Here is a 23,091-nt window from a genome sequence, read left to right as displayed (position 1 = left end):
AGTGGGCCTCTGCAATGCATCTGGACGTGCAGGATCTAAGGAACTTCTATTATCGCAGTACGCTGGGGCGTGCGGCACAAGCATCGATCCGGGGCCAGCTGTTGCGCATGTGGCCGGATGCGATAGGCGAGACAGTTGCGGGCTTTGGCTTTGCTGCCCCTCTGTTGCGGCCCTACCTGCCGGAGGCGCGTCGCGTGCTGGCGTTGATGCCGGGGCCACAGGGGGTGATGCAATGGCCTGCGGGGATGCCCAATGTCTCTATTCTGTGCGAGGAGACCTCCTGGCCGGTGGAGACGGGGCGGGTCGACCGTCTGGTGGTGTTGCACGGGCTGGAAACCTCAGAACGGCCGTCCGACCTTCTGGATGAATGCTGGCGGGTTCTGGGGCCGGGCGGCCGGGCGATCTTCATCGTGCCCAACCGGGGCGGCTTCTGGGCGCGTTCGGATGCCACGCCCTTTGGCTTTGGCCGTCCTTATACGCTGACCCAGGTGGAAAATCAGCTCCGAGGGCACCAGTTTGTCATCGAACGTCACGCGGCGGCGCTCTATCGCCTGCCGAGCCAACGGCGGTTCTGGCTCAAGTCCGGCGCCATGATCGAGCGGTTTGGACGGCGTTTGCCCGCAATGATGGCGGCGGGGGTGTTTCTGGTCGAAGTGTCCAAGCAGACCCACCCGCAGAAGGGCCATATGATCAAATCGCGACGCACAAACCCGATCCGGGTTCTGGAGGGGCTGTCCAATCCGGTTGCGGAACCGGCCTGATCTCTTGGGGCCGGCGCCATGCCGGGGGGCGTCCCCGCCGCGCTTCGGAGTGTCGCTGGCGTGGGGAGGGACACAGTCGACGCTTCATGTGCGAGATTCGACATTGTATGCGTCGGTGTACTGAAATAGCGCAATTTGTCACATCGGAATCGCATCCGGTTCGCTCGCGGACGTAATTTTTTTGCGGCCCGACCTGCAATAAAGCGTCGCACTTTTGTTAAGTGATTGAAAAACATAGAAATCGGTTTTTTGTGTCGCGGACAGAGGGAGTTGCTAGGTCGCAAAGGCTCTGCTACATCCACGCTGATTTCGATGCCCGGCCAAAATCGGGTTGACCTCACGCCCCCGGATGCAACCTGCCAGGACGCATTAAAAACCGGGGCCAAAATAATATCGGAAGGGTGGACGTGTCCGAACCAGCTTCGATTTCCGCAGGCATTGCCGACCGCTATGCCACAGCGATCTTTGATATCGCTGTCGAGAGCAATGCTCTTGATAAACTCGAGACAAGCATCAACGATCTGGCAGCCGCGCTGGCTGACAGCGAAGACCTGCGTACTCTCATCTCTTCTCCCCTCGTGTCGCGCGAAGAGCAGGCTTCGGCCATCTCCGCCGTAGCGGAGAAGATGGGGATTGACGAAGTGCTCCGCAATGCCCTGTCCGTGATGGCGGCCAAACGCCGCCTGTTTGCGGTTCCGGCGCTGATCACTGCGTTGAGCGCGCGCCTTGCCGAGGCCCGTGGTGAGGTCACCGCAGATGTCGTCTCTGCCAAGGCGCTGACCAAGACCCAAAGTGAAAAACTGGCCAAAACCCTCGCCGAGCGCGTGGGCAAGACGGTCAAAATCAATGCCACCGTTGATGAGAGCATCATCGGCGGTCTCGTCGTAAAAGTGGGCTCGAAGATGATCGACAGTTCGATCCGCTCCAAGCTCAACTCCCTACAGAATGCAATGAAAGAGGTCGGATAAATGGGTATCCAAGCAGCAGAGATTTCTGCGATCCTGAAAGACCAGATCAAGAATTTTGGTCAAGAAGCCGAAGTGGCCGAGATCGGCCGCGTTCTCTCCGTCGGTGACGGTATCGCCCGTGTCTACGGCCTCGACAACGTCCAGGCGGGCGAAATGGTCGAGTTCCCCGGCGGCATCATGGGCATGGCGCTGAACCTCGAATCCGACAACGTCGGTGTGGTGATCTTCGGCTCCGACCGCGACATTAAAGAAGGCGACACCGTCAAGCGCACCAACTCCATCGTGGACGTGCCTGCCGGTCCCGAGCTTCTGGGTCGCGTTGTGGACGGCCTCGGCAACCCGCTGGATGGCAAAGGTCCGATCGAAGCCAAAGAGCGCAAAGTTGCAGACGTGAAAGCGCCGGGCATCATCCCGCGTAAATCCGTGCACGAGCCGATGGCAACTGGCCTCAAGTCCGTGGACGCGATGATCCCCGTTGGCCGCGGCCAGCGTGAGCTGATCATTGGTGACCGTCAGACCGGTAAGACCGCGATCGCCCTGGACACCATCCTGAACCAGAAATCCTACAACGAAGCGGCAGGCGACGACGAGAGCAAGAAGCTCTACTGCGTCTATGTTGCGGTTGGTCAGAAGCGCTCCACCGTGGCGCAGCTGGTGAAGAAACTGGAAGAGTCCGGCGCGATGGAATACTCCATCGTTGTGGCCGCGACCGCGTCCGACCCGGCGCCGATGCAGTTCCTGGCACCCTACGCCGCGACCGCGATGGCCGAATACTTCCGCGACAGCGGCAAGCACGCGCTCATCATCTATGATGACCTCTCCAAGCAGGCCGTGGCCTACCGTCAGATGTCCCTGCTGCTGCGCCGCCCGCCGGGCCGTGAAGCGTATCCGGGTGACGTGTTCTACCTCCACTCCCGCCTGCTGGAGCGTTCCGCGAAACTCAACGAAGACTTCGGTTCGGGCTCGCTGACCGCGCTGCCGATCATCGAAACCCAGGGCGGCGACGTGTCCGCGTTTATTCCGACCAACGTGATTTCCATCACCGACGGTCAGATCTTCCTGGAAACCGAACTCTTCTACCAGGGTATCCGCCCGGCCGTGAACACCGGTCTGTCGGTGTCCCGTGTGGGCTCCTCGGCTCAGACCGATGCGATGTCCTCCGTCGCCGGGCCGGTGAAACTGTCTCTCGCCCAGTACCGCGAGATGGCTGCCTTTGCTCAGTTCGGCTCCGACCTTGACGCCGCGACCCAGAAACTGCTGGCCCGTGGCGCGCGTCTGACGGAGCTGATGAAACAGCCGCAGTATTCGCCGCTGACCAACTCCGAAATCGTCTGCGTCATCTTCGCGGGCACCAACGGCTATCTCGACAATGTCGACGTGAAGCAAGTGGGCCGCTTTGAAGCGGAACTGCTGACCTTCCTGCGCACCAAGAAGGCCGACTTCCTGGCTTGGATCACCAATGAAGATCCCAAGTTCAAGAAGGGTGAACCGCTCGAGAAGATGAAGGCTGTTCTGGACGAATTCGCCGCAGACTTCGCGTAAGGAGAGAGACAGCACATGCCTTCTCTCAAGGACCTCAAAAACCGGATCTCGAGTGTGAAAAACACTCGTAAGATCACCAAAGCCATGCAGATGGTCGCGGCGGCGAAACTTCGCCGCGCCCAGGAAGCGGCTGAGGATGCACGCCCCTACGCCGAACGGTTCAATGCCGTGATGGCGGGGCTGGCAGCTTCTGTCGGCCAAAGCGATACCGCGCCGAAGCTCCTCGCGGGCACCGGCTCGGATCAGGTTCAGCTCCTGTTGGTCATGACCGCCGAACGCGGCCTGTGCGGTGGCTTCAATGCCAATATCGCCAAGCTGGCACGTCTGAAGGCGCAAGAACTTCAGGCGGCTGGCAAGACCGTGAAGATCCTCACCGTGGGCAAAAAAGGCCGCGACGTTCTCAAGCGCGAGTTCGGCGAGCTGTTCATCGGCCATGTGGATCTGACCGAGGTGAAGCGCCTGGGTTATGTCGACGCGCAGAACATCGCCAAGGACGTGCTGGCACGTTTCGACGCGGGCGAGTTCGACGTTGCGACGATGTTCTACGCGAAGTTCCAGAACGTCGTGACCCAGATCCCGACCGCACAGCAGATCATTCCTGCTCAATTCGATGCTGACGACGCCGATGCCGCATCCGGTCCGGTGGATTACGAACCAAGCGAAGAGGCGATCCTTGCGGATCTCCTGCCGCGCGGTGTCGCCACCCAGATCTTTGCGGGGCTGCTGGAAAACGGGGCCTCCGAACAGGGGGCTCGGATGAGCGCGATGGACAATGCGACCCGCAACGCGGGCGAGATGATCGACAAGCTGACCATCGAGTACAACCGCTCGCGTCAGGCCGTCATCACCAACGAGCTGATTGAAATCATTTCGGGCGCCGAGGCGCTCTAAGAGACAACCGGAGACGAACAAATGGCAAATGCAAAAGGCAAGGTGGTTCAGGTCATCGGCGCCGTTGTGGACGTCCAGTTCGACGGCGACCTGCCGGCGATCCTGAACTCCCTGACCACCGACAACAATGGCAAGAAACTCGTTCTTGAGGTGGCACAGCACCTCGGCGAGAACACTGTCCGCACCATCGCTATGGACGCCACCGAGGGTCTCGTGCGCGGTCAGGCCGTGGCCGATACCGGCGCTCCGATCACCATCCCGGTCGGCAACGCAACCCTGGGCCGCATCCTGAACGTCGTCGGCGAGCCTGTCGACGAAGGTGAGCCGGTCAACGCGACCGAGCACCGCGCGATCCACCAGCCTGCTCCGGAGTTCTCCGAGCAGTCCACCGAATCCGTGGTTCTGGAAACCGGCATCAAGGTTATCGACCTGCTGGCGCCCTATTCCAAAGGCGGCAAGATCGGCCTCTTCGGCGGTGCCGGCGTTGGTAAAACCGTTCTCATCATGGAACTGATCAACAACATCGCAAAAGTGCACTCGGGTTACTCCGTGTTCGCCGGTGTTGGTGAGCGGACCCGTGAAGGCAACGACCTTTACCACGAGATGATCGAATCCAACGTGATCAAGCCCGACAACCTCGAAGAGTCGCAGGTTGCTCTGGTTTACGGTCAGATGAACGAGCCTCCGGGTGCGCGTGCCCGTGTTGCGCTGACCGGCCTGACCCTGGCCGAGCAGTTCCGCGACCAGTCCGGCACCGATGTTCTGTTCTTCGTGGACAACATCTTCCGCTTCACGCAGGCCGGTTCCGAGGTGTCCGCACTTCTGGGTCGTATCCCCTCCGCTGTGGGTTACCAGCCGACGCTGGCCACCGACATGGGGGCGATGCAGGAGCGTATTACCTCCACCAAGAACGGCTCGATCACCTCGATCCAGGCTGTGTATGTTCCCGCGGACGACCTTACCGACCCCGCGCCGGCAACCACCTTTGCGCACCTCGACGCAACCACCGTTCTCAACCGTGCCATCTCCGAGCTGGGCATCTACCCGGCTGTGGACCCGCTCGAACTCCTCGTCGCGCCTGATGGACCCGCAGATCGTTGGCGAAGAGCACTACAAAGTGGCCTCCGAGGTTCAGCAGATCCTCCAGCGCTACAAGTCGCTGCAGGACATCATCGCCATCCTCGGCATGGACGAACTGTCGGAAGAAGATAAGCTGACCGTGACCCGTGCGCGGAAAATCCAGCGTTTCCTCTCCCAGCCGTTCGACGTTGCGAAGGTCTTCACCGGTTCTGACGGTGTGCAGGTTTCCCTCGAGGACACCATCTCTTCGTTCAAGGCGGTTGTGGCCGGCGAATACGATCACCTGCCCGAAGGCGCCTTCTACATGGTTGGCGGCATCGACGAAGTGATCGCCAAAGCCGAAAAAATGGCTGCTGACGCGGCCTAAGGAGGGCCCTTATGGCTGATACGATGCAATTCGACCTCGTCAGCCCGGAGCGGAGCCTTGCTTCGCTTCAGGCCAGCGCGGTCCAGATCCCCGGGTCCGAGGGTGACATGACGGCCATGCCTTTGCATGCGCCGACCCTCACCACCCTGCGTCCGGGCATCCTGAAGGTCGATGCGCCTGAAGGATCGTCGGAGTATCTTGTCACCGGCGGCTTTGCCCAGATCACCGCAGAGGGCCTTTCGGTCCTCGCGGAGCGGGCAATTCCGATGGACGAGATGACCCGCGCCCATATGGACGAGCTCATCGAGGAAGCCCGCGCCATGTACAAGACCGCAAAGGACGATGACTCCGAGCACGGTCTGGTGGAAGACGCGGCCAAGCTGCTTTCGGACATGGAAGCGCTCGGGACCCACATGAGCCTCTGACGCCTGTCGTCAGACTGAAATCTTTGAAACCGGCCTGTTTACGCAGGCCGGTTTCTTTTTGGTAAGAAACCCGCGATAGTTTCACTTTGTCGCATATTTTACCTTTGAGGTTCGCCTTGCACTCCACTCGTCTTCACAGCGCACGCACCGGGATTATTCAGGGTGATGCAGAGATCTTCTCTGAATTTGAGTCCGGCGGCACCATGTGGACCGGAGAGGGGGAGCGCGAGCGCCGCCTGCACCTGCGTTTTGACGAGGCGTTTGCTGCCCCGCCTGCGGTGCATCTCACGGCTTCCCTGATGGACATGGACCACGCCGCCGCCTACCGCGCGGAACTGGTGGCCGAGGAGATCTCGGCCGAGGGCTTTGATATCGTGTTCCGCACCTGGTCCGACAGCCGCGTTGCCCGCGTGCGGGTGTCCTGGATGGCGATTGGCGATCTGCCGTTCGAGGATGACTGGGACGTGGAGTAGGGGCCGAGCCCAACCGCGCGGACACAAAATGAGGCTGGCAGGAAGCCGGATTTATGCACCCGCCCTCATGTCATCGCAGGTCGGTGTTGTGGCCTATGTACCGATGTTGCGCGTGGTGTGAGTGCCAGCGATGTGAAGCGATCAGGCACGACACCGCATTATTGTGAATGAGTGAGTACCAAGATGCCTGAGGAGGAGGATTTTCTTATGAATAGCTCCACCAGGATCAGGTTGATCGGGAAGCAGATCATATGCGCCAGCCCGTATCCGCGTTCCGCATCCAACCCCATCAGTGCGAACACCGCGACGAGCAGGTAGACGGTTAGAATTGCCATCAAGACGGCATAGCTTCTCAACATCCATTGTGCATGCTTCAGGTACTGTTTCTTTGAGATGTAGATGAACGAAACCACCACAAACCCGATGCCCAATGCGCCACCGATGACGTTGGAAATGATGGTCTTCGTGCCACCAATCATTGGGAGGGAAAATGAAATATAGGCACCTAGCCCCAATCCCAGGATCGCGGTGAAAGCATACAGATAGCCGCTCGCCCGATGCAGGAGCGGTGCGTTCTGCCGAATGAAAGGGGTCAGCTGCAAGATACCCGCGAGCAATGCTATTGATGCCGCACTAATGTGCCCGACAACTGCAAACTCGTTCAAATGATAGAGCGGTTTCTGACTGATGGAAAAACTGTACCAGAATGTGCTCTGCCGCCCCGAAAGATACTCCAGCAGCGCGTCTGTCTCGGAGAGTGCGGAAACGGCCTCCGCACCGTCGAAGAGATACCGAAGAGAGTGTAGAGCGATCAGCATTGTGAATGCCATGCCCATATACAGTACGATGTGTCTTGCGGTTCTGAACATGAGCTATCCTTGGTTCGGCTCACCCGCGCCTGTCCGTCTAGGACAAAGATGCGTGTACCTGCCGTCTGCATTGTAATAATTGACCACGGTCATATTGAGTTAATTGACCGCGGTCAATATTATTGATTGGCAAGAGAACAGGCACACTGAAATCACAAGGCAATTTGAAGGCGAGGGCATGGGTCTCGGGTCAGGGCTGAAGGGGGCAAAAAAATTTCGCCGTGCTGTTCATCGCAGGGATCGCGTTCCACACCGGTAGTTGAACGGGGAGAGTGGCCTGCATTTCTTTCTCTAGGAAAAAATCTCAAATTTCCCCTTGAGCCTCCAGTGACTGGAAGCCCTACATGGAAGGCAACAGGCAATAACGGAGTCGTTCCATGACCCAACCGATCACCGCCCGCCTCTCGATTAAGGGCATGACCTGCGCTGGATGCGTGGGGCGTGTCGACCGCACCCTGGCCGCACTGCCGGGGCTCAGCGATGTCTCGGTGAACCTCGCCAATGAGACCGCGCAGATCACCGCCACCACCCCGGAGGCGCTGCAGCAGGCCGACAGCGCCCTGCGCGATCTGGGCAAACCGGCGCGCCATCAGATGGTGCAGCTGTCCATCGCGGGTATGACCTGCGGCGGCTGTGTGGGCCGGGTGGAGCGCGCCATCAAGGCGCTGCCCGGTGTGGTCTCGGCCAATGTGAACCTCGCCGCCGAGAGCGCGCAGGTGGAGATCCTGCAAGGGGTGGTGACGCCGTCGCAGGTGGCGGCAGCCAGCACCGAAGCGGGCTATCGCGCCCGCCCGGCAGAGGCGCGCGACAGCGAGGACCGCAGCGCCCGCAAGCACCGTGAGGCACGCGATCTGCGCCGTCAGGTCTGGATCGCCGCCATGCTGACCCTGCCGGTGTTTCTGCTGGAAATGGGCGGCCACATGGTCCCGGCGGTACATCACTGGATCGCGCAGACCATCGGCATGCAGACCTCATGGGTGATCCAGGCCGTGCTGACCACGGCGGTGCTGTTCCTTCCCGGTCGGGCCTTTTTCACGCTGGGTCTGCCCGCCTTGCGCAAGGGCGCGCCGGATATGAACAGCCTCGTGGCACTGGGGGCAGGGGCCGCGTGGATCTATTCTCTGGTGGCAACTTTTGTCCCGTCTCTGCTGCCTGCTGATGTGCGTGCGGTTTATTTCGAGGCGGCAGCGATGATTGTCACCCTGATCCTGATCGGCCGCTGGCTGGAGGCCCGCGCCAAGGGCCGCACGGGGGCCGCCATTCAGGCGCTGGTGGGCTTGCAGGCCCGCCATGCGCGGCGACTGACCAAGGATGGCCAGCCCGAGGATGTGGACGTGGATGATCTTGCCCCCGGTGATCGCATCCTTGTGCGTCCCGGCGAACGCATCCCCACCGATGGCGAGGTGCTGGAGGGCAGCGCCCATGTGGATGAGAGCATGATTTCGGGCGAGCCGATCCCGGTGGAGAAAACCGCAGGCGCTGCGGTCACCGGCGGGACTGTCAATGGCGAGGGCAGCCTCACCGTGCATGTGACCCGGACTGGCGCGGACACGACACTGGCGCAGATCATCCGTATGGTGGAGGACGCGCAGGGCGCCAAACTGCCGATCCAGAGCCTCGTGGATAAGGTCACCCTGCGCTTTGTGCCAGTGGTGATGGGGCTGGCGCTGCTGACGGTGGCCGTATGGCTGATGGTGGGGCCGGAGCCTACAGTGACCAACGCATTGGTGGCCGGGGTGTCGGTGCTGATTATTGCCTGCCCCTGCGCCATGGGGCTGGCGACGCCGACCTCGATCATGGTGGGCACGGGGCGTGCGGCAGAGCTTGGCGTGCTGTTTCGCAAGGGCGACGCGCTGCAATCCCTCAACGAGGTCGACATCATCGCCTTTGACAAGACCGGCACCCTGACCGAGGGCCGACCTGCGCTGGTCGCGCTGCACCCGACTGCAGGGTTCGAGCGCGCCGAGGTGCTGGGTGCGGTGGCCGCGGTGGAGGCACGCTCCGAGCACCCCATCGCCCGCGCGCTGGTGACAGCCGCACAGGACAAGGGCCTGACCCTCGCGGAGGTCAGCGATTTCCAGAGCCACACAGCCCGCGGTGTCACCGCCAAGGTTGCCGGGCGCGAGATCCATATCGGCAGCGCGCGGCTGATGTCGGAGGCTGGCATCAGCGTCGATGCGCTGGCGGCAGAGGCGGTGGAGCGCGCCAACCGGGGTGAAAGCGTGCTCTACACCGCCATCGACGGCCAGCTTGCGGCGCTGCTTGCGGTGGCAGACCCGATCAAACCCACCAGCGCAGATGCGATCAGAGCGCTGCGGGCGATGGGCAAGGATGTGGCGATGATCTCGGGCGATGCCCCGGCTACGGCAGAGGCCATTGCCCGCGATCTGGGCATCTCCCATGTGGTCGCAGGGGTTCCGCCTGAGGGCAAAGTGGCCGCGCTCAGGGATCTTGCCTCGCGCGGGCGCAAGCTGGGCTTTGTCGGGGATGGGATCAATGACGCACCGGCCTTGGCGCAAGCAGACGTAGGCATCGCCATCGGCACCGGCACCGATGTGGCGATCGAGGCCGGCGATGTGGTCCTGATGTCGGGCGACCTGAGTGGTGTGGTGACGGCGATCCGTATCTCGCACAAGACGCTGATGAACATCCGCCAGAACCTCGGCTGGGCCTTTGTCTACAACGCCGCGTTGATCCCACTGGCGGCGGGCGCGCTTTATCCCGCGTTCGGCATATTGCTGTCGCCGGTCTTTGCCGCCGGGGCGATGGCGCTGTCGTCGGTCTCGGTTCTGACCAATGCGCTGCGGCTGCGGCGGGCCTGACCTGCAGTCGCAAAGGCTACATGAAAATCAATCGCCAGAAGACGGCCGCAGGACGAACTATCTTTCAATTGTGTCCTGCGGCCTGCAACATTCCGACATTGAGATGATTCTAAAATATTGGAGTGTTTGTCATGAAGCCCTTTGGACCGTCCATTGCTGCAATTGTTGCCGCGTCCTTTCTGCCCTCAATGGCTGTTGCGACCGAAATGGGGGTTTTAGCCTCCGACGACTGCATTCTGACCGCCGGGCGCGATGTCAAACCGAGCGCTGGCTTTGTTGTGCCGGTCGCGTTCATCGACATCACGCGCGAGACGCAAGCGCCTTCAGACACCAAGAGCGCAATCGCTGCGGCAATTGGCGTAAAGCTGGTGGAATTCGCCTTTGATGCAGGCGTCAATTACCTGAGTAAAAAGGCAAATCCTGAACCGGAAAAAGCCCAGGATGTGCTTCCGATCAATCTGTTTCGGGTCGAGAATGACATGCCCGTATCGGTCCCTGCCAAGACCAAAGAAGCCGCCGACAAAGAGGACACGAAGGCCCCTGAGAAAAAGACTGTCAGGCCGGTATTTTTGAACCCGGCGCTGAACTGCCTGACCATAGTGACTGCATCTGCTCCGGTCCTGACCGAGAATGGCTCGGTCTCCACCGCCGATCTGATCATGGCGATCGAGAACGACGGCAACAGCCTTGATCCATGGTCGCGCGAGGCAGAGATCAACGGGCTGAAAGATGAAACTGTCAATTACCGCCTCGCCAAAGCCGGTTTGTCTGTTTTTGATGGGGGCGAGATCGGATCCATCCTCGAGCTACGATTGGAGATTTCGGCGGATGGCAGCGCATTTCGATATGTTCCTGTGTATTTCGATGTCCGGCGCTTTGCGACCAGCGGCACCCAGGACCGCGACATCGCATTTACCGTGAAACTGTCGACGCCCGCGCAATCAGGCGATGAGAATATCGCCTTGGCGAGCTTTCACGCCACGAATGTGAAACGCACCGACAGCGGCGGTGTCCAGCGGGTGTCGGTGCAGGACAGCAAGGATTATTTGGGGTTTGGTCCCATGACGGCCGCAGCGGTGCTGGGGGGGCATGCGTGGTCGCAATTCACCATGCCGAAGTCTGATCCGCCGGAGAATATTGAAAAGCTGCTGAACTTGAGTCTGACAACCGAGGATAAGCAACTAGAGGGGTTGAGTGATTTTGCAGATGTCGTGCAGCGTTTGCAGACCACCCCCTTCACCTACCGGGCTATGAACGTCTCTGTGTCCTTTGAGGAAAGCACGGAACCGTCAAAAATCGTGGCCTTCCTGAACGACTTTGTCGAAGAGAATGACGGGCTGCAGGACAAGCTGGAGAAAGCGACGATCAAGGCCTTGGGGCTGCAGTCGGATGCCGATGCGCTGGCGGAGATTGTTGCGATCAAACAGCGGGAGATCGACGCGGCCAAAGCACATCTTGCCGTGTTCAAGGCAGATCCGAAACATCTGCTGCCCGCAAAGAAGGATTGGTTTGACAAGCAGGTCGCTGATCGAGAGAAACAAATCGCCAAGATGGAGGCCGCCCTCGCTGCGCGTCAGTATGGTGCGGACACTTATGTTCCGACAAAAGGCCTCGACAATCCTGAACCGGAGATCTAGGCGAAAGGCCGCGCGGACCCGCGGGGCGGGGCGATCATCGGGGCGATCAGGCCCGAAGCAGTGCAGGCGTGGGTGTGTGTGGCACATGCCGCTCCCGTATGGGGCGCGGTGCCACATGTCAGGCGACCTGAATGCGGCAAAGACACATAGGGCACTACGGAGGCGCAGGCAGGATGATCGGGCGTATTTCACCTAAGTCAGGCCGGACACCGGGGAAGGGCAGCGCATGACCTTCGAGCTGATCTTCGCCATCGGTATGGGCTGTGCTGTCGTTGGATTGATCGGCTTTGGGTTTTCCTACTACCTGACGCCGGAAGATGACAACGACGACATGCGCGAGGATGAGGAAGCAAGCCGCAGGTGACCGCTGCCTGACGCCAGTGTCAGGCCCGTGGTGCCATCTTTGACAGCCTGAGCCGCTGCACGACGAACCACGCCGGACAGCAAAACGCCCCGCAAAATTTTGCGGGGCGTATCGTGGTCCATCTCTGAATCGTCTGCGGCGTTAGCCGGTGTAAAGCGACTCGTAGATCGGGATCAGGGTCTTGTCCTCAAACAGCGAGGACACAGAGGTGCCATGCCAGATGTTCAGGATCGCCTGGGTGAACAGCGGTGCGGTGGGCACGATGCGGATGTTCGGCGCGTCCAGGATCGGCTGGGTCGGCTGGATCGAGTCGGTCAGCACCAGCGACTTCATCACCGAGTTTGTCACACGCTCCACCGCCGGGCCGGACATGACCCCGTGGCTGATGTAGGCGTGTACTTCCTTGGCGCCGTTGTCGAGCAGGATCTGCGCCGCCTTGCACAGGGTGCCTGCCGTGTCGCAGATGTCATCGACGATGAGGCAGATCTTGTCCTTCACGTCGCCGATGACGGTCATTTCGGCGATCTCGCCCGCCTTCTCACGCCGTTTGTCGACGATGGAGAGCGGCGCGTTGATGCGCTTGGCCAGCTCGCGGGCGCGGGCCACGCCGCCCACGTCGGGCGAGACCACCATCAGGTCGTCCATCTGGTCCTTGAACTGTGCCTTCACGTCCAGCGCAAAGATCGGGCTGGCGTAGAGGTTGTCCACCGGAATGTCGAAGAAGCCCTGGATCTGTGCGGCGTGCAGATCCATGGTCAGCACGCGCTCGATGCCGGCACCTGTTAGCATGTTGGCGACCATCTTGGCAGAGATGGGCGTGCGTGCCTTGGTGCGGCGGTCCTGACGGGCATAGCCGAAATACGGAATGACCGCGGTAATCCGTTGTGCCGAAGATCGGCGCAGCGCATCCGCGATGATCAGAAGCTCCATCAGATTGTCGTTGGCCGGATTCGAGGTCGGCTGGATAATGAACATATCCTCGCCGCGCACGTTCTCGTAGACTTCGACAAAGATCTCGCCATCGTTGAAACGCTCGACCCGAGCATTCACCAGGTTCTGATCGACCCCCCGGTGCATGCTCATACGGCGCGATATGGATTGGGCGAGAGGAAGATTGGCGTTCCCAGCGATCAGCTTGGGTTCGTTCAAGGTCGGCATTGGCTGATTATCCCCGGGCAGCAATGTGACAGATTCGTGATATTGAACCCCGCTTAACACGCACATAGGGTCAGGCCTAGTTCTAAGCACGAGGAATTCGTCCCATGGCCGCATCGATCCCATCAATCGACTATTATTTCTCTACCCTGTCGCCGTTCAGCTACCTTGCCGGGCAGCGGTTGGAGGAGATCGCGGCCCGCCACGGCGCTGCCATCACCTACAAGCCCTTCGACATCATGACGCTGTTTGCGCGCACCGGCGGCACTCCCCCCAAGGACCGGCACCCCGCGCGGCAGGACTACCGCCTCATCGAGATCGAGCGGCAGTCCAAACGCACCGGCCTGCCGCTGAACCTGAAGCCTGCGCATTGGCCCACCAATGCGGCCCCGTCCTCCTACGCGATCATCGCGGCCCAGAAGGCGGGGGGCGGTGATCCTGGCGCGCTGGTGCATGGCACCCTGCGCGCGATCTGGGCCGAAGATCGCGACATCGCGCAGGACGATGTGGTGAAATCCCTGCTCGAAAGCGCCGGTTTCGACGCCGCGCTGGCCGACAGCGGACTTCTGACCGGCGCGGAGATCTATGCGCGTAACCTCGAGGACGCTGTCAACGCCGGCGTTTTTGGCGCGCCGTTTTATGTGACCTCGGACGGGGCAAAGTTCTGGGGGCAGGATCGACTGGATGATCTCGACCTGCACCTTGCGGAGCAGGGCGCATGAGCCTCGACATGGGCGCATTGCCGCAAGAGGTGTTTCACCGCCGCTTTGGCCAGGGCACGCGGCCCGTCTTTGCGGTGCATTGCTCGCTGGCGCATTCCGGTGCCTGGCGCGGCCTGGTGGCGGCCCTGGGCGAGGATGCGGTGTCCTGCGGGGCCTTCGACATGCTGTCGCACGGCAAAAGTCCGGACTGGGACGGGCAGGGTCTGCTGCAGCAGCGCAATGCAGAGGCCGGGCTGCACCTGCTATCGGCTGAGGTCGAGGCTGCGGGTGCCCCCGTCGATCTGATCGGGCATTCCTTTGGCGCCACGGTGGCGCTGGCGATGGCGCAGGCCCGCCCGGATCTGGTGCGCACGCTGACCCTGATCGAGCCGGTGCTCTTTGCCGCCGCCAGCGCGCGCGACCCGGCAGCACTCGCGCAGATGCGCGCCGATCACATGGCGGTGCGGGAGCCTTTTGCCGCAGGCGATGTTGAGCTGGCCACCCGCCTGTTCAACCGCGCCTGGGGCACCGGTCACCCCAAATGGCCCGACCTGCCGGAGACCGCCCGCGCTGCGATGATACGGTCCTTCCCGGCGGTGATGGACTGCGACAGTCAGGTCTATGACGACGCCGCCGGTCTGCTGGCGCCCGGCGCGCTGGAAGCGCTGGCTATGCCGGTTCTGCTGATGCAGGGGGGCGCGACCCAGCCCATCATGTCGGCGGTCACCCAGGCACTCTCGGCGCGGATGCCGGAGGCGCAGGTCGCGGTCATCGAGGGCGCGGGCCATATGGTGCCGGTGACACATCCCGAGGCCGTGGCGGAGGTTCTGCGGTCGTTTTGGCCCTAGGGCGCGACGCCGCCGTCTCGGCGGAATCGCTCGACCCACTCTCGGCTTCTGGGGTCATCTATACGGGCAACATCCGGCTCTACACTGTCCGCGACCTGAGTTGGTAAATTAAGTTGCTCCAAGATGTCTCGTATCTGCGCTTGTGGAGCGTCTGCCAGAGTTTCATATGTCACCGTAAATGGCGCGACACCTTGCATGTTGAACCACGCTTGCCAGTTCTGATCCCATTCCGTGAGCTTTGCCACCGCCGCCGCGATGGCCTCGTATGAGTATGTTGGCAACTGCGGCGCCGCTGTGCGCTCCAACTCCGTTCCATCGGCGTGTCGATGCCACAGCCCGGTTTGTTGAGCCAATAGGTAGGACACCGCTTGGCTCACCTTGTCCGCCCGAGTCAGATAGATGAAGCGCAGCGGACCAAAGACCGAGGTGAGCCGGACCAAATCAGTCTGGGCGGCAGGGAAGAGAAGGGCGAGCTGAGCTTGCAGAAACGCGAAGCTATGCCATTGTTGGCGTAGGGCAAAGACCGCCGTGTCGCCTTTTCCCAATGCATGCGCCGCAGCCATAATGTCGCGGAGTTGCACTGTCGAGGATGCATCGGAGGGCGCAAGTGCCATGCGGCGCCGCCACTCAGCGAGGGAGGTGCCGAAGAACAACGAGGCGGGTGCCCCGGCGATGCCGGTTGTGCGCAACATTCGGCACAGAAGGGTGCTGCCACTGCGGGGAGTTGTGCATATAATATACGCGTTGGCCATCACGGCAGCCTAGCCGACTTCGATGACAAAGGAATGACGCCGTGCTCAGACCGGCTCTTCGATGATGTAGTCTTCCCATTCTTCCAGCGGCGTGTCGAATTCCGACACGGTCATGCCGCGCACCGAGACCCCGGCGCGGTGCACGCTGTCCGGATCGCCGGTCACAAGCGGGTGCCAGTCGGGCAGGGATTTGCCCTCCCACAGCCGGCGATAGGCGCAGGTCTGCGGCATCCAATAGGCGTGGGTGTCGAGGTTTTCGGGCTTCAGCACGATGCATTCGGGAATGAAACTGTGCCGCGTCTCGTAGTGCGCGCATTGGCAGGACTGATCGTCCAGCAGGCGGCAGGCCACACGCGTCAGCGCCACCTCGCCGGTGTCCTCGTCCTCCAGCTTGTTGAGGCAGCATTTGCCGCAGCCGTCACACAGCGCTTCCCACTCGTGCGCGGACAGCGTCTTTAGCGGCTTCCTTTCCCAAAACCGGTCGACGAGACCGTTGCGGTCGATTTGATTGGTCATATCCGCCCTCTCAGAGTGCGTTGAGGATGGCGCGCGCCTGATCACAATCGGCGTGCATCTGGGCGATGAAGGGCTCCAGCCCGTCAAATGTCAGCTCCGGGCGCAAGAAATCCACCAGTCCGACAGACAGATGCGCACCATAGAGGTTGCCCTTGAAATCAAAGAGATAGGTCTCAATGTTCGGCTGGTCGCCGTCAAACATCGGCCGCACCCCGACTGAGGCGGCACCGTGGTAGCTGCCCATATGGGGGCCGTCGAGCACATCCACCAGCACCGCGTAGACGCCAAAAGCAGGCGGGTGCAACCCGTCGATGGATTGGTTGGCGGTGGGAAAGCCAAGCTCGCGGCCGCGCTGCTCGCCGCCGATCACCTCACCCTCGATGCGGTGCCAATGACCCAGCATGGCGGCGGCGTCGCGCGGGCGGCCCTCGCTCAGGGCGGTGCGGATCGCGGTGGAAGAAACGGTGTGCTCGGAATATTCCATCAAGGGCGCGATGGTGACGCCAAAGCCCATCTCTTCACCGAAGCGCTGCAGATCTTCGGCGGTGCCGGCCCGCCCCTTGCCAAAGCAGAAGTCGGCGCCCACCACCACATGCGCCAGCCCCAGACCTTCAAAGATCACCTTGCGGGCAAACTCTTCGGGGGGAAGCGACGACAGTGCGTGGTTGAAGTTCAGCTGATAGAGCTTCTCGACGCCGATCTTCTCCAGCCGATGCGCGCGGGCCTCTGCCGACATCAGCCGGAAGGGCGGTGCGTCGGGGGCAAAGAATTCACGCGGATGCGGCTCGAAGGTCATCACGCCCAGCGGGGCGTCTGGTACCGCCTGACGTGCCAGATCCACCACCGAACGATGGCCGCGATGAACGCCGTCGAAATTGCCGATCGCAACGGTTGCCCCGCGATCCTGCTCTTCGACAAATTGATAGTCCCGGATGATGCGCATGGCGCTTCCCTAGCCGCCGCGGCTGGGCGGCGCAAGAGTGCTGTGGTCAGTGGCGACCTCTACCGCGCGACCTGCGCGTGAAATCCCTTGCCCGAAGGGCGGGAGCCAGAGAGGCAGCCGGCCTCCCCCGTTCACCTTCTTGTAAATATCCCCACCGGAGGCTCCTGCAGCGCGACAACCGACCCCGGTCTGAAGGACCTGTTGCGCTGTCGGCGTGCGCCCGCTTCACCGGGATCTCATTCGATGGCGTTAGGCTGGCCGGGATCGATCACCAAGATGGGGACGCGGGATAGCTGTGGGCAGCGCCGTGTCTAGGGTCAGGACCCATTGATTTTCGGTTGGCTGCGTGATTCACCGCATCAAAAATGGGCGGTGACGATGTCTGATCTTTTCTGGTTGAGCGATGCGCAGATGGCGCGTCTTGAGCGCTTCTTTCCCAAGTCTCACGGCAAGCCGCGAGTTGATGACCGGCGGGTCCTAAGTGGCATTATCTTCATCAATCGCAATGGCTTGCGGTGGCGTGATGCACCGAAGGAATACGGCCCACACAAAACGTTGTACAACCGCTGGAAGCGGTGGAGCGATAAGGGCATTTTCGCACAAATGCTGGTCGGTCTGGCCGCAGATCATCGCGAAGAACAAACTGTCATGATCGATGCGACGTATCTCAAAGCGCACCGTACGGCTTCCAGCCTACGGGCGAAAAAAGGGGACCTGGAGACAAGCGCGGGCGGGTGATCGGTCGCACAAAAGGCGGGATGAACACGAAGCTGCATGCGATCTGCGACAGCCGTGGTCGCCCGCTCAACTTGTTCATCACTGCCGGCCAAGTCAGCGATTACGTCGGAGCACGGGCTCTGTGCAGCAGCCTGCCGACGGTCGGATGGCTGCTGGGCGACCGGGGCTATGACGCTGACTGGTTCAGAGAAGCGTTGGAAGACAAGGGGATAAAGGCGTGCATCCCTGGGCGCAAACAGCGTAAAACCCCTGTCAAGTACGATAAGCGCCGTTACAAACGCCGCAACCAGATCGAGATCATGTTCGGCAGGCTGAAAGACTGGAGAAGGGTCGCAACACGATACGACAGATCACCAACAGTGTTCCTGGCAGCTATCGCTCTCGCCGCTCTCGTCATCTTCTGGCTATGAAGGATAACGAGTCCTGACCCTAAGGCAACGACCGGCCCCGATAAAAAGGGGGTGGATGATGCAGATGCACACCCAGCAGGCGCCGTAGTGCGACCTGTCCAGATGCCTGAGCAAGCGGTACCGCGACCCGTCCTGTATTGGATAGATCATCGGCTCCGACTATGAAAATGAACCGGCTTCATCGTCGGCACTCCGTCCGGGGGCATCCCCGAGGCGGCCTGATGCGCGGCCGCGCGTCAGTCGAACTTGCGCGAGGGGGCCATCACCATGGCCTCGCCCACCAGTACCTTTTGGCCCTCGACGATGCAGCGGCAATCCAGCTTCACCCGGCGCTTGTCGATCTGGATGTCGGTCACCTCGACCTCGGCCAGCACCATGTCGCCGGGGCGTACGGGGGCGAGGAATTTCAGGTTCTGACTCATGTAGATGGTGCCATGGCCGGGCAACTGCTCGCCGATCACCGCCGAGATCAGCCCGGCGGTCAGCATGCCATGGGCGATGCGCCCTTCAAAGATCGTGTCCTGCGCATAGCTGTCATCAAGATGCACCGGGTTGCGGTCGGTGGAGACCTCGGCAAACAGCTCGATGTCGCGGTCGGTGATCTGCTTGCGCAGGTAGCGGGTCATGCCCATCTCGATGTCTTCGATGCAGATGGTGCCGCGGGGGAAATTGTCCAACATCCCTGCCTCCCTGAAGGATTTGAGCGGCAATAAATATACCGCTGAATTGCGTGTTTGGTAATTTTATTACCTCGCAACTGCAGAAAGTCAAGCCCGCCCGTCCGGCCCCTATGGCGCAGGTATCCCAGCGGACGCCCTGACGGGCGACAGCAAAAGGCCCGCCCGCTCCGGGTGGAGCAGACGGGCCCGATTGGCGCGAAACTGCAAGTGTCAGCGCAAAAAGCCGATGCTGTAGGTCGGGGCCACCTGCTCTTGTGCCAGATAGGTCTCCAGCGCGGCCGGGTCGGGCTGCTGGTCGGTCTTGGTGTCCTTGGCCGCCAGCCCGCCGGTGATGAACAGCGTGTCCACGCCTTCGCCCATGCCGCCGGAGATATCCGTGTGCGGGCCGTCGCCGATTGCCAGGATCTCGCGGTCGCTGACATCATGTCCGATTTCGCTCAGACGGCGACGCGCCAGATCGTAGATCGGCGGGTAGGGTTTGCCGAAATAGAGGCTCTCGCCGCCCATCTCGGTATAGAGCTTCGCCAGCGCCCCGGCGCACCATTCCCGCACCTCGCCGCGGTCGACGATGATGTCGGGGTTGGCGCACAGCAGCTTCATCCCCATCTGCTTGGCGTAGAGGAACTCCGCCCGGTTCACTTCCGGATCGGCCATGGTGTCGAAGGGACCGCAGCAGACGATGCCCTCGGCCTCCTTGAGCGGCACGCGGGTGATCTCGACGGGATCGTGGATCACCTTCATCGGTTCGAAAAAGCCCGCATCGCGCTCCCACTCGCCCATGAAATAGACCTTGCTGCCCACCGCGCCGGTGAACATCGCCGCGCGGGCGGAATCGCCAGAGGTGGAGATGGTGTCATAGGCGTCATCGGGCACCCCGAACTGGCTCAGCTGTTCGGCCACCCCGGCGCGGGGTTTGGGCGAGTTGGTCACCAGCACCACGACGCCGCCCCGCTTGCGATAGGCTTGCAGTGCGGCCACCGCGTCGGGGTAGGCGGTGATGCCGTTGTGCACGCAGCCCCAGAGGTCGACGAACAGGGCCTTGTAGTCGGCGGAGACCTCGGAAAGGGCGGAGATGATCTGGCTCATGGGGCGCCTCATGGGAAAGGAATATGCGTCCTTCCTATGCCAGGGGCAGCCGTTTGGCCAGATGCAGGCGGAGCGCGGCGCGGGCGTCCGGCGAATGGGCGCGCTCGGTGAAACGGATCGCGTGCCCCGAAATGCGTTGCGCCCGCCCCGGTTTCGGGACGGGCGCAAGCCGATGTGTCTATGTTTCACAAGGCCGGGCGGGGCTTAGCCCCTCTTGCTGGGCGGGGTGAAGCGCTTGGAGGTATCCGAAGCACCGCGGGCCTTGTTCTTCTTGCTGGAGGGCTTGCCCGCGGGGGGCGGCGGGCCCTTGGGCTTGTCGCTGCGCGGCTTGTCGGAGCGCGGTTTATCGAATTTCGGCTTGTCGCCGCGAGGTTTGTCCGAGCGCGGCTTGTCAAACTTCGCCTTGTCCCCGCGCGGCTTGTCGCCCCGGGGTTTGTCATAGGCGGGTTTGTCACCGGACGGGCGTGGTTTGGCCGCGCGTGGTTTTACCGGGTGGTCTGTGCTGTCCTCGCGGGCACGATAAGGCTTGCGGTCGCTCTTGTAGTCGCCACCGCTCTTGCGGTCGCCGCCGCCCTTGTAGTCACCACGATCACCGCCCTTGTAGCCGGGCTTGCCGCCGCCAAAGCCACCACGGCCCTTGCCGCCACCGGGTGCGCCACCTTTGCGGAAGGGCGGTTTGGAGCGTTCGGGCAGGTTTGGCGCTTCGTTCAAACGCTCCAGCGCGGAGCCATCATCCAGCGCCATTTCGCCGCCAAGGGTGGCCATGAAGCCATCGACCTTGTCTTGCGAAATCTCGGCATAGCTCTTGTCGCCGACGATGCGGATCGCACCAATGGCGGATTTGTCGATGCCGCCGGCCTTGCACAGCATCGGCAGCAGGCGACGCGGATCGGCACCGGCGTCGCGCCCGCCATCAATGGCAAACCAGACCGAGGGGCCAAAGGGCACGCGGTCTTCTTTCTTCTTGCGGGCATCCACGGAGGCCACATCGGTCAGCTCTTCCGGCGCGGAGCGGGCGGCGGACCACAGGCGCAGATAGCCAGCGGCCAGCTGCTCGGGTGAGAAGCTCTCGACCAGTTTCGCCAGCGTTTCCGCCTGGCTTTCGGGGGCCTCTTCGGTCCAGACGGCGTCGGACAGCATCCGCTCCATGTCGCGGCCACGCACCTCATCGGCGGAGGGCGCATCGACCCATTCCGCTGACAGTTTGGCATCGCGCAGCAGGCGTTCGGCCTTGCGCACGGAGCGCGGCGTGACCATCAGCGCGCTGGCGCCCTTGCGCCCGGCGCGCCCGGTGCGGCCTGAACGGTGCAGCAGGGTCTCATGGCTCGACGGCAGATCGGCATGCACCACCAGATCGAGGTTCGGCAGGTCGATGCCGCGCGCCGCCACATCGGTGGCCACACAGATCCGGGCGCGACCATCGCGCATTGCCTGCAGGGCACCGGCGCGTTCCGCCTGGCTCAGCTCGCCCGACAGTGCCACCACCTGAAAACCGCGGTTCGACAGCCGGGTCAGCAGCCGGTTCACCGCAGCGCGGGTATTGGCAAAGACGATGGCATTTGGGGCCTCGTGAAAGCGCAGCACGTTGATGATGGCGTTTTCAACGTCATGCGGCGCAACCACATGGCTGAGATAGGAAATATCGCTGTGCTGTTCGGATTTGTTGATCGTGGAAATCCGCTGCGCATCGGTCTGGTAGGTCTGCGCCAGCGTGGCGATCGGCTTGGACACCGTGGCCGAGAACAGCAGGGTCTGGCGCTCTTCCGGGGTTTCCTGAAGGATGAACTCCAGATCCTCGCGGAAGCCCAGGTCGAGCATCTCGTCGGCTTCGTCCAGCACCACGGCGGCGACGCCGCTTAGGTCGATGGAACCACGGGTGATGTGATCCCGCAGACGGCCCGGGGTGGCGACGACGATATGAGCGCCGCGTTCCAGTGCGCGGCGTTCGTCGCGCATGTCCATGCCGCCCACACAGGAGGCCAGCACCGCGCCCGCATCACCATAAAGCCAGGTCAGCTCGCGCTTCACCTGCAGCGCCAGCTCGCGGGTCGGGGCGATCACCAGCGCCAGCGGGGTGCCGGCACGGGCAAAGCGGCCGTCCTCTTCGAGGATGGTGGATGCAATGGCGATGCCAAATCCCACCGTCTTGCCGGATCCGGTCTGTGCCGACACCAACAGGTCCGCTCCCGCCAGCTCTGGGTCGGAGACTGCCTCCTGCACAGGCGTGAGAGAAGTGTAACCACGGCGCTCTAGCGCCTGCTGCAAGGTGGGTATCAAGAGGGGATCCGTTCATATCGAAGTGAGGCGCACGGGGCGCAGGGCCACAGAGGCGCCGATGGGTCAAGATCGCGCGTATAGCGTAAGGTTTCGGCTTTGTATAGCATATCTCGCCCGTGTTGGCTGCATGGCTGTATTGCGTTTTTTAAGGGAACGGCGCCGCGCAGGCGCTTCGGAGTTGATTTGCGGCGGGCAGCGCGCCAATTTGGCGGCCTTAGGTCCAGAGTCCAGTCGCAGGCCCGCTGTCGGACCCGCACGCCTTTGCTGCCTGTTCGCGCGGGGGGCGGGACATGCCGCAAGGCGCGACAGATGTGACGAGGGACACGGGCATGACAACGTCATGGCAACAAGGAGACGGCACATGAGCAAGCTGCCCCCGGAGGTGATCGCGGAGATTGATGCCGCGATTCGCCTGATCGTCGCGGATCTGGCCCCCGATGCGCGCTATCTGCCGAAATACGGCGGCGTGGTGATCGCGCCCGACCCCGCGAGCGACCAGTTTGTCGGCGGGCTGTTTACCTATACCGAACATGTCTCGCTCGAGTTCTCGCAGGGGGCGCGTTTTGCGGATCCGCAGGGGGATCTGGAGGGCAAGGGCAAGGCGCGCCGACATCTGAAATTCCGCCATCCGGATGATGTGGCGGCACGGGATGCGCGCGGTTTCCTGCAGCAGGCGCTTGCGCTGCGAAACGCGCCTTGAGGTGAGCGTTCGCCGACGCCCGCAACGCCTCTTGTGGCGGGCGCAGACACTGCTAATCTGCGTCGCGGTCAGATCCGTTTCCCTGC

The 23,091-nt window shown here is 62.0% G+C and carries 20 protein-coding genes and 2 pseudogenes; 14 read left to right on the top strand and 8 right to left on the bottom strand.

The window, feature by feature from the left end:
• Positions 1–14 precede the first annotated feature (14 nt).
• The 7 genes and pseudogenes from R1T40_RS09530 (at position 15) to R1T40_RS09500 (ending at position 6,507) form a co-directional block, all read left to right on the top strand.
• Positions 15–761, top strand: coding sequence for a class I SAM-dependent methyltransferase (locus tag R1T40_RS09530; RefSeq protein ID WP_106163039.1), 747 nt, complete (start codon positions 15–17; stop codon positions 759–761).
• 407 nt (positions 762–1,168) lie between these two features.
• Entirely contained in the window at positions 1,169–1,729 is a 561-nt protein-coding gene (locus R1T40_RS09525; RefSeq protein ID WP_317386739.1) for a F0F1 ATP synthase subunit delta, read from the top strand.
• Positions 1,730–3,271, top strand: coding sequence for a F0F1 ATP synthase subunit alpha (gene atpA, locus R1T40_RS09520; protein ID WP_106163037.1), 1,542 nt, complete (start codon positions 1,730–1,732; stop codon positions 3,269–3,271).
• A 15-nt stretch (positions 3,272–3,286) separates the two neighbouring features.
• Entirely contained in the window at positions 3,287–4,162 is an 876-nt protein-coding gene (locus R1T40_RS09515) for a F0F1 ATP synthase subunit gamma (RefSeq protein ID WP_106163036.1), read from the top strand.
• A gap of 21 nt (positions 4,163–4,183) precedes the next feature.
• Positions 4,184–5,609 (top strand): annotated as a pseudogene (gene atpD, locus R1T40_RS09510) (F0F1 ATP synthase subunit beta).
• An 11-nt stretch (positions 5,610–5,620) separates the two neighbouring features.
• A complete protein-coding gene (locus tag R1T40_RS09505; protein WP_106163034.1) occupies positions 5,621–6,034 on the top strand; it encodes a F0F1 ATP synthase subunit epsilon in 414 nt (137 codons plus the stop codon).
• 116 nt (positions 6,035–6,150) lie between these two features.
• Positions 6,151–6,507: an H-type lectin domain-containing protein gene (locus tag R1T40_RS09500; RefSeq protein WP_106163033.1), complete on the top strand. Its 357-nt coding sequence runs from the start codon at positions 6,151–6,153 to the stop codon at positions 6,505–6,507.
• 158 nt (positions 6,508–6,665) lie between these two features.
• Here the strand turns inward: R1T40_RS09500 and R1T40_RS09495 are convergent, their stop codons facing one another.
• Complete coding sequence (locus R1T40_RS09495) at positions 6,666–7,376, bottom strand: DUF2306 domain-containing protein (protein WP_317386738.1); 711 nt, start codon at positions 7,374–7,376, stop codon at positions 6,666–6,668.
• Between the two features lie 377 nt (positions 7,377–7,753).
• On the opposite strand from R1T40_RS09495, the gene R1T40_RS09490 reads away from it, so the two are divergent.
• From R1T40_RS09490 to R1T40_RS09480, 3 genes are all read left to right on the top strand, one after another.
• On the top strand, positions 7,754–10,198 hold the full coding sequence (locus R1T40_RS09490) for a heavy metal translocating P-type ATPase (protein WP_317386737.1): 2,445 nt from the start codon (positions 7,754–7,756) through the stop codon (positions 10,196–10,198).
• Positions 10,199–10,329: 131 nt separating this feature from the next.
• Positions 10,330–11,835 (top strand): hypothetical protein, encoded by a 1,506-nt coding sequence (locus R1T40_RS09485; protein WP_317386736.1) that lies wholly within the window; start codon positions 10,330–10,332, stop codon positions 11,833–11,835.
• Positions 11,836–12,061: 226 nt separating this feature from the next.
• Positions 12,062–12,199 (top strand): hypothetical protein, encoded by a 138-nt coding sequence (locus R1T40_RS09480; protein WP_317386735.1) that lies wholly within the window; start codon positions 12,062–12,064, stop codon positions 12,197–12,199.
• 141 nt (positions 12,200–12,340) lie between these two features.
• Here the strand turns inward: R1T40_RS09480 and R1T40_RS09475 are convergent, their stop codons facing one another.
• On the bottom strand, positions 12,341–13,357 hold the full coding sequence (locus R1T40_RS09475) for a ribose-phosphate pyrophosphokinase (RefSeq protein ID WP_317386734.1): 1,017 nt from the start codon (positions 13,355–13,357) through the stop codon (positions 12,341–12,343).
• Between the two features lie 104 nt (positions 13,358–13,461).
• On the opposite strand from R1T40_RS09475, the gene R1T40_RS09470 reads away from it, so the two are divergent.
• The gene (locus R1T40_RS09470; protein WP_317386733.1) at positions 13,462–14,076 is read left to right on the top strand and encodes a 2-hydroxychromene-2-carboxylate isomerase; all 615 of its coding nucleotides are present in this window, start codon (positions 13,462–13,464) and stop codon (positions 14,074–14,076) included.
• The gene (locus tag R1T40_RS09465; protein ID WP_317386732.1) at positions 14,073–14,903 is read left to right on the top strand and encodes an alpha/beta fold hydrolase; all 831 of its coding nucleotides are present in this window, start codon (positions 14,073–14,075) and stop codon (positions 14,901–14,903) included. The genes R1T40_RS09470 and R1T40_RS09465 overlap by 4 nt, the downstream gene beginning before the upstream one ends.
• Here the strand turns inward: R1T40_RS09465 and R1T40_RS09460 are convergent.
• Genes R1T40_RS09460 through R1T40_RS09450 form a run of 3 tightly spaced genes read right to left on the bottom strand, consistent with a single transcriptional unit; the run spans position 14,900 to position 17,114 of the window.
• The gene (locus R1T40_RS09460) at positions 14,900–15,655 is read right to left on the bottom strand and encodes a Stf0 family sulfotransferase (RefSeq protein WP_317386970.1); all 756 of its coding nucleotides are present in this window, start codon (positions 15,653–15,655) and stop codon (positions 14,900–14,902) included. The two genes, R1T40_RS09465 and R1T40_RS09460, sit on opposite strands and share 4 nt — an antisense overlap.
• 45 nt (positions 15,656–15,700) lie before the next feature.
• Complete coding sequence (locus R1T40_RS09455) at positions 15,701–16,171, bottom strand: YcgN family cysteine cluster protein (protein WP_317386731.1); 471 nt, start codon at positions 16,169–16,171, stop codon at positions 15,701–15,703.
• 10 nt (positions 16,172–16,181) lie between these two features.
• Positions 16,182–17,114 carry a bifunctional riboflavin kinase/FAD synthetase gene (locus tag R1T40_RS09450; RefSeq protein ID WP_317386730.1) on the bottom strand — a complete coding sequence of 311 codons (933 nt, stop codon included), beginning with the start codon at positions 17,112–17,114 and terminating at the stop codon, positions 16,182–16,184.
• A gap of 378 nt (positions 17,115–17,492) precedes the next feature.
• Here R1T40_RS09450 and R1T40_RS09445 point away from each other — a divergent pair.
• Positions 17,493–18,262: pseudogene (locus R1T40_RS09445) on the top strand (IS5 family transposase).
• Between the two features lie 236 nt (positions 18,263–18,498).
• Here the strand turns inward: R1T40_RS09445 and R1T40_RS09440 are convergent.
• From R1T40_RS09440 to R1T40_RS09430, 3 genes are all read right to left on the bottom strand, one after another.
• On the bottom strand, positions 18,499–18,942 hold the full coding sequence (locus R1T40_RS09440; RefSeq protein ID WP_317386729.1) for a MaoC family dehydratase: 444 nt from the start codon (positions 18,940–18,942) through the stop codon (positions 18,499–18,501).
• Between the two features lie 210 nt (positions 18,943–19,152).
• On the bottom strand, positions 19,153–20,028 hold the full coding sequence (locus R1T40_RS09435; RefSeq protein WP_317386728.1) for a TIGR01459 family HAD-type hydrolase: 876 nt from the start codon (positions 20,026–20,028) through the stop codon (positions 19,153–19,155).
• A gap of 204 nt (positions 20,029–20,232) precedes the next feature.
• Entirely contained in the window at positions 20,233–22,305 is a 2,073-nt protein-coding gene (locus R1T40_RS09430; protein WP_317386727.1) for a DEAD/DEAH box helicase, read from the bottom strand.
• A 361-nt stretch (positions 22,306–22,666) separates the two neighbouring features.
• On the opposite strand from R1T40_RS09430, the gene R1T40_RS09425 reads away from it, so the two are divergent.
• Positions 22,667–23,005: a DUF1801 domain-containing protein gene (locus R1T40_RS09425; RefSeq protein ID WP_317386726.1), complete on the top strand. Its 339-nt coding sequence runs from the start codon at positions 22,667–22,669 to the stop codon at positions 23,003–23,005.
• The last annotated feature ends 86 nt before the right edge of the window (positions 23,006–23,091 follow it).

It is taken from the genome of Tritonibacter scottomollicae (assembly GCF_032924845.1).
GTDB classification, from domain to species: Bacteria; Pseudomonadota; Alphaproteobacteria; order Rhodobacterales; family Rhodobacteraceae; genus Epibacterium; species Epibacterium scottomollicae.
This window is presented reverse-complemented; position numbering and strand designations above follow the sequence as displayed.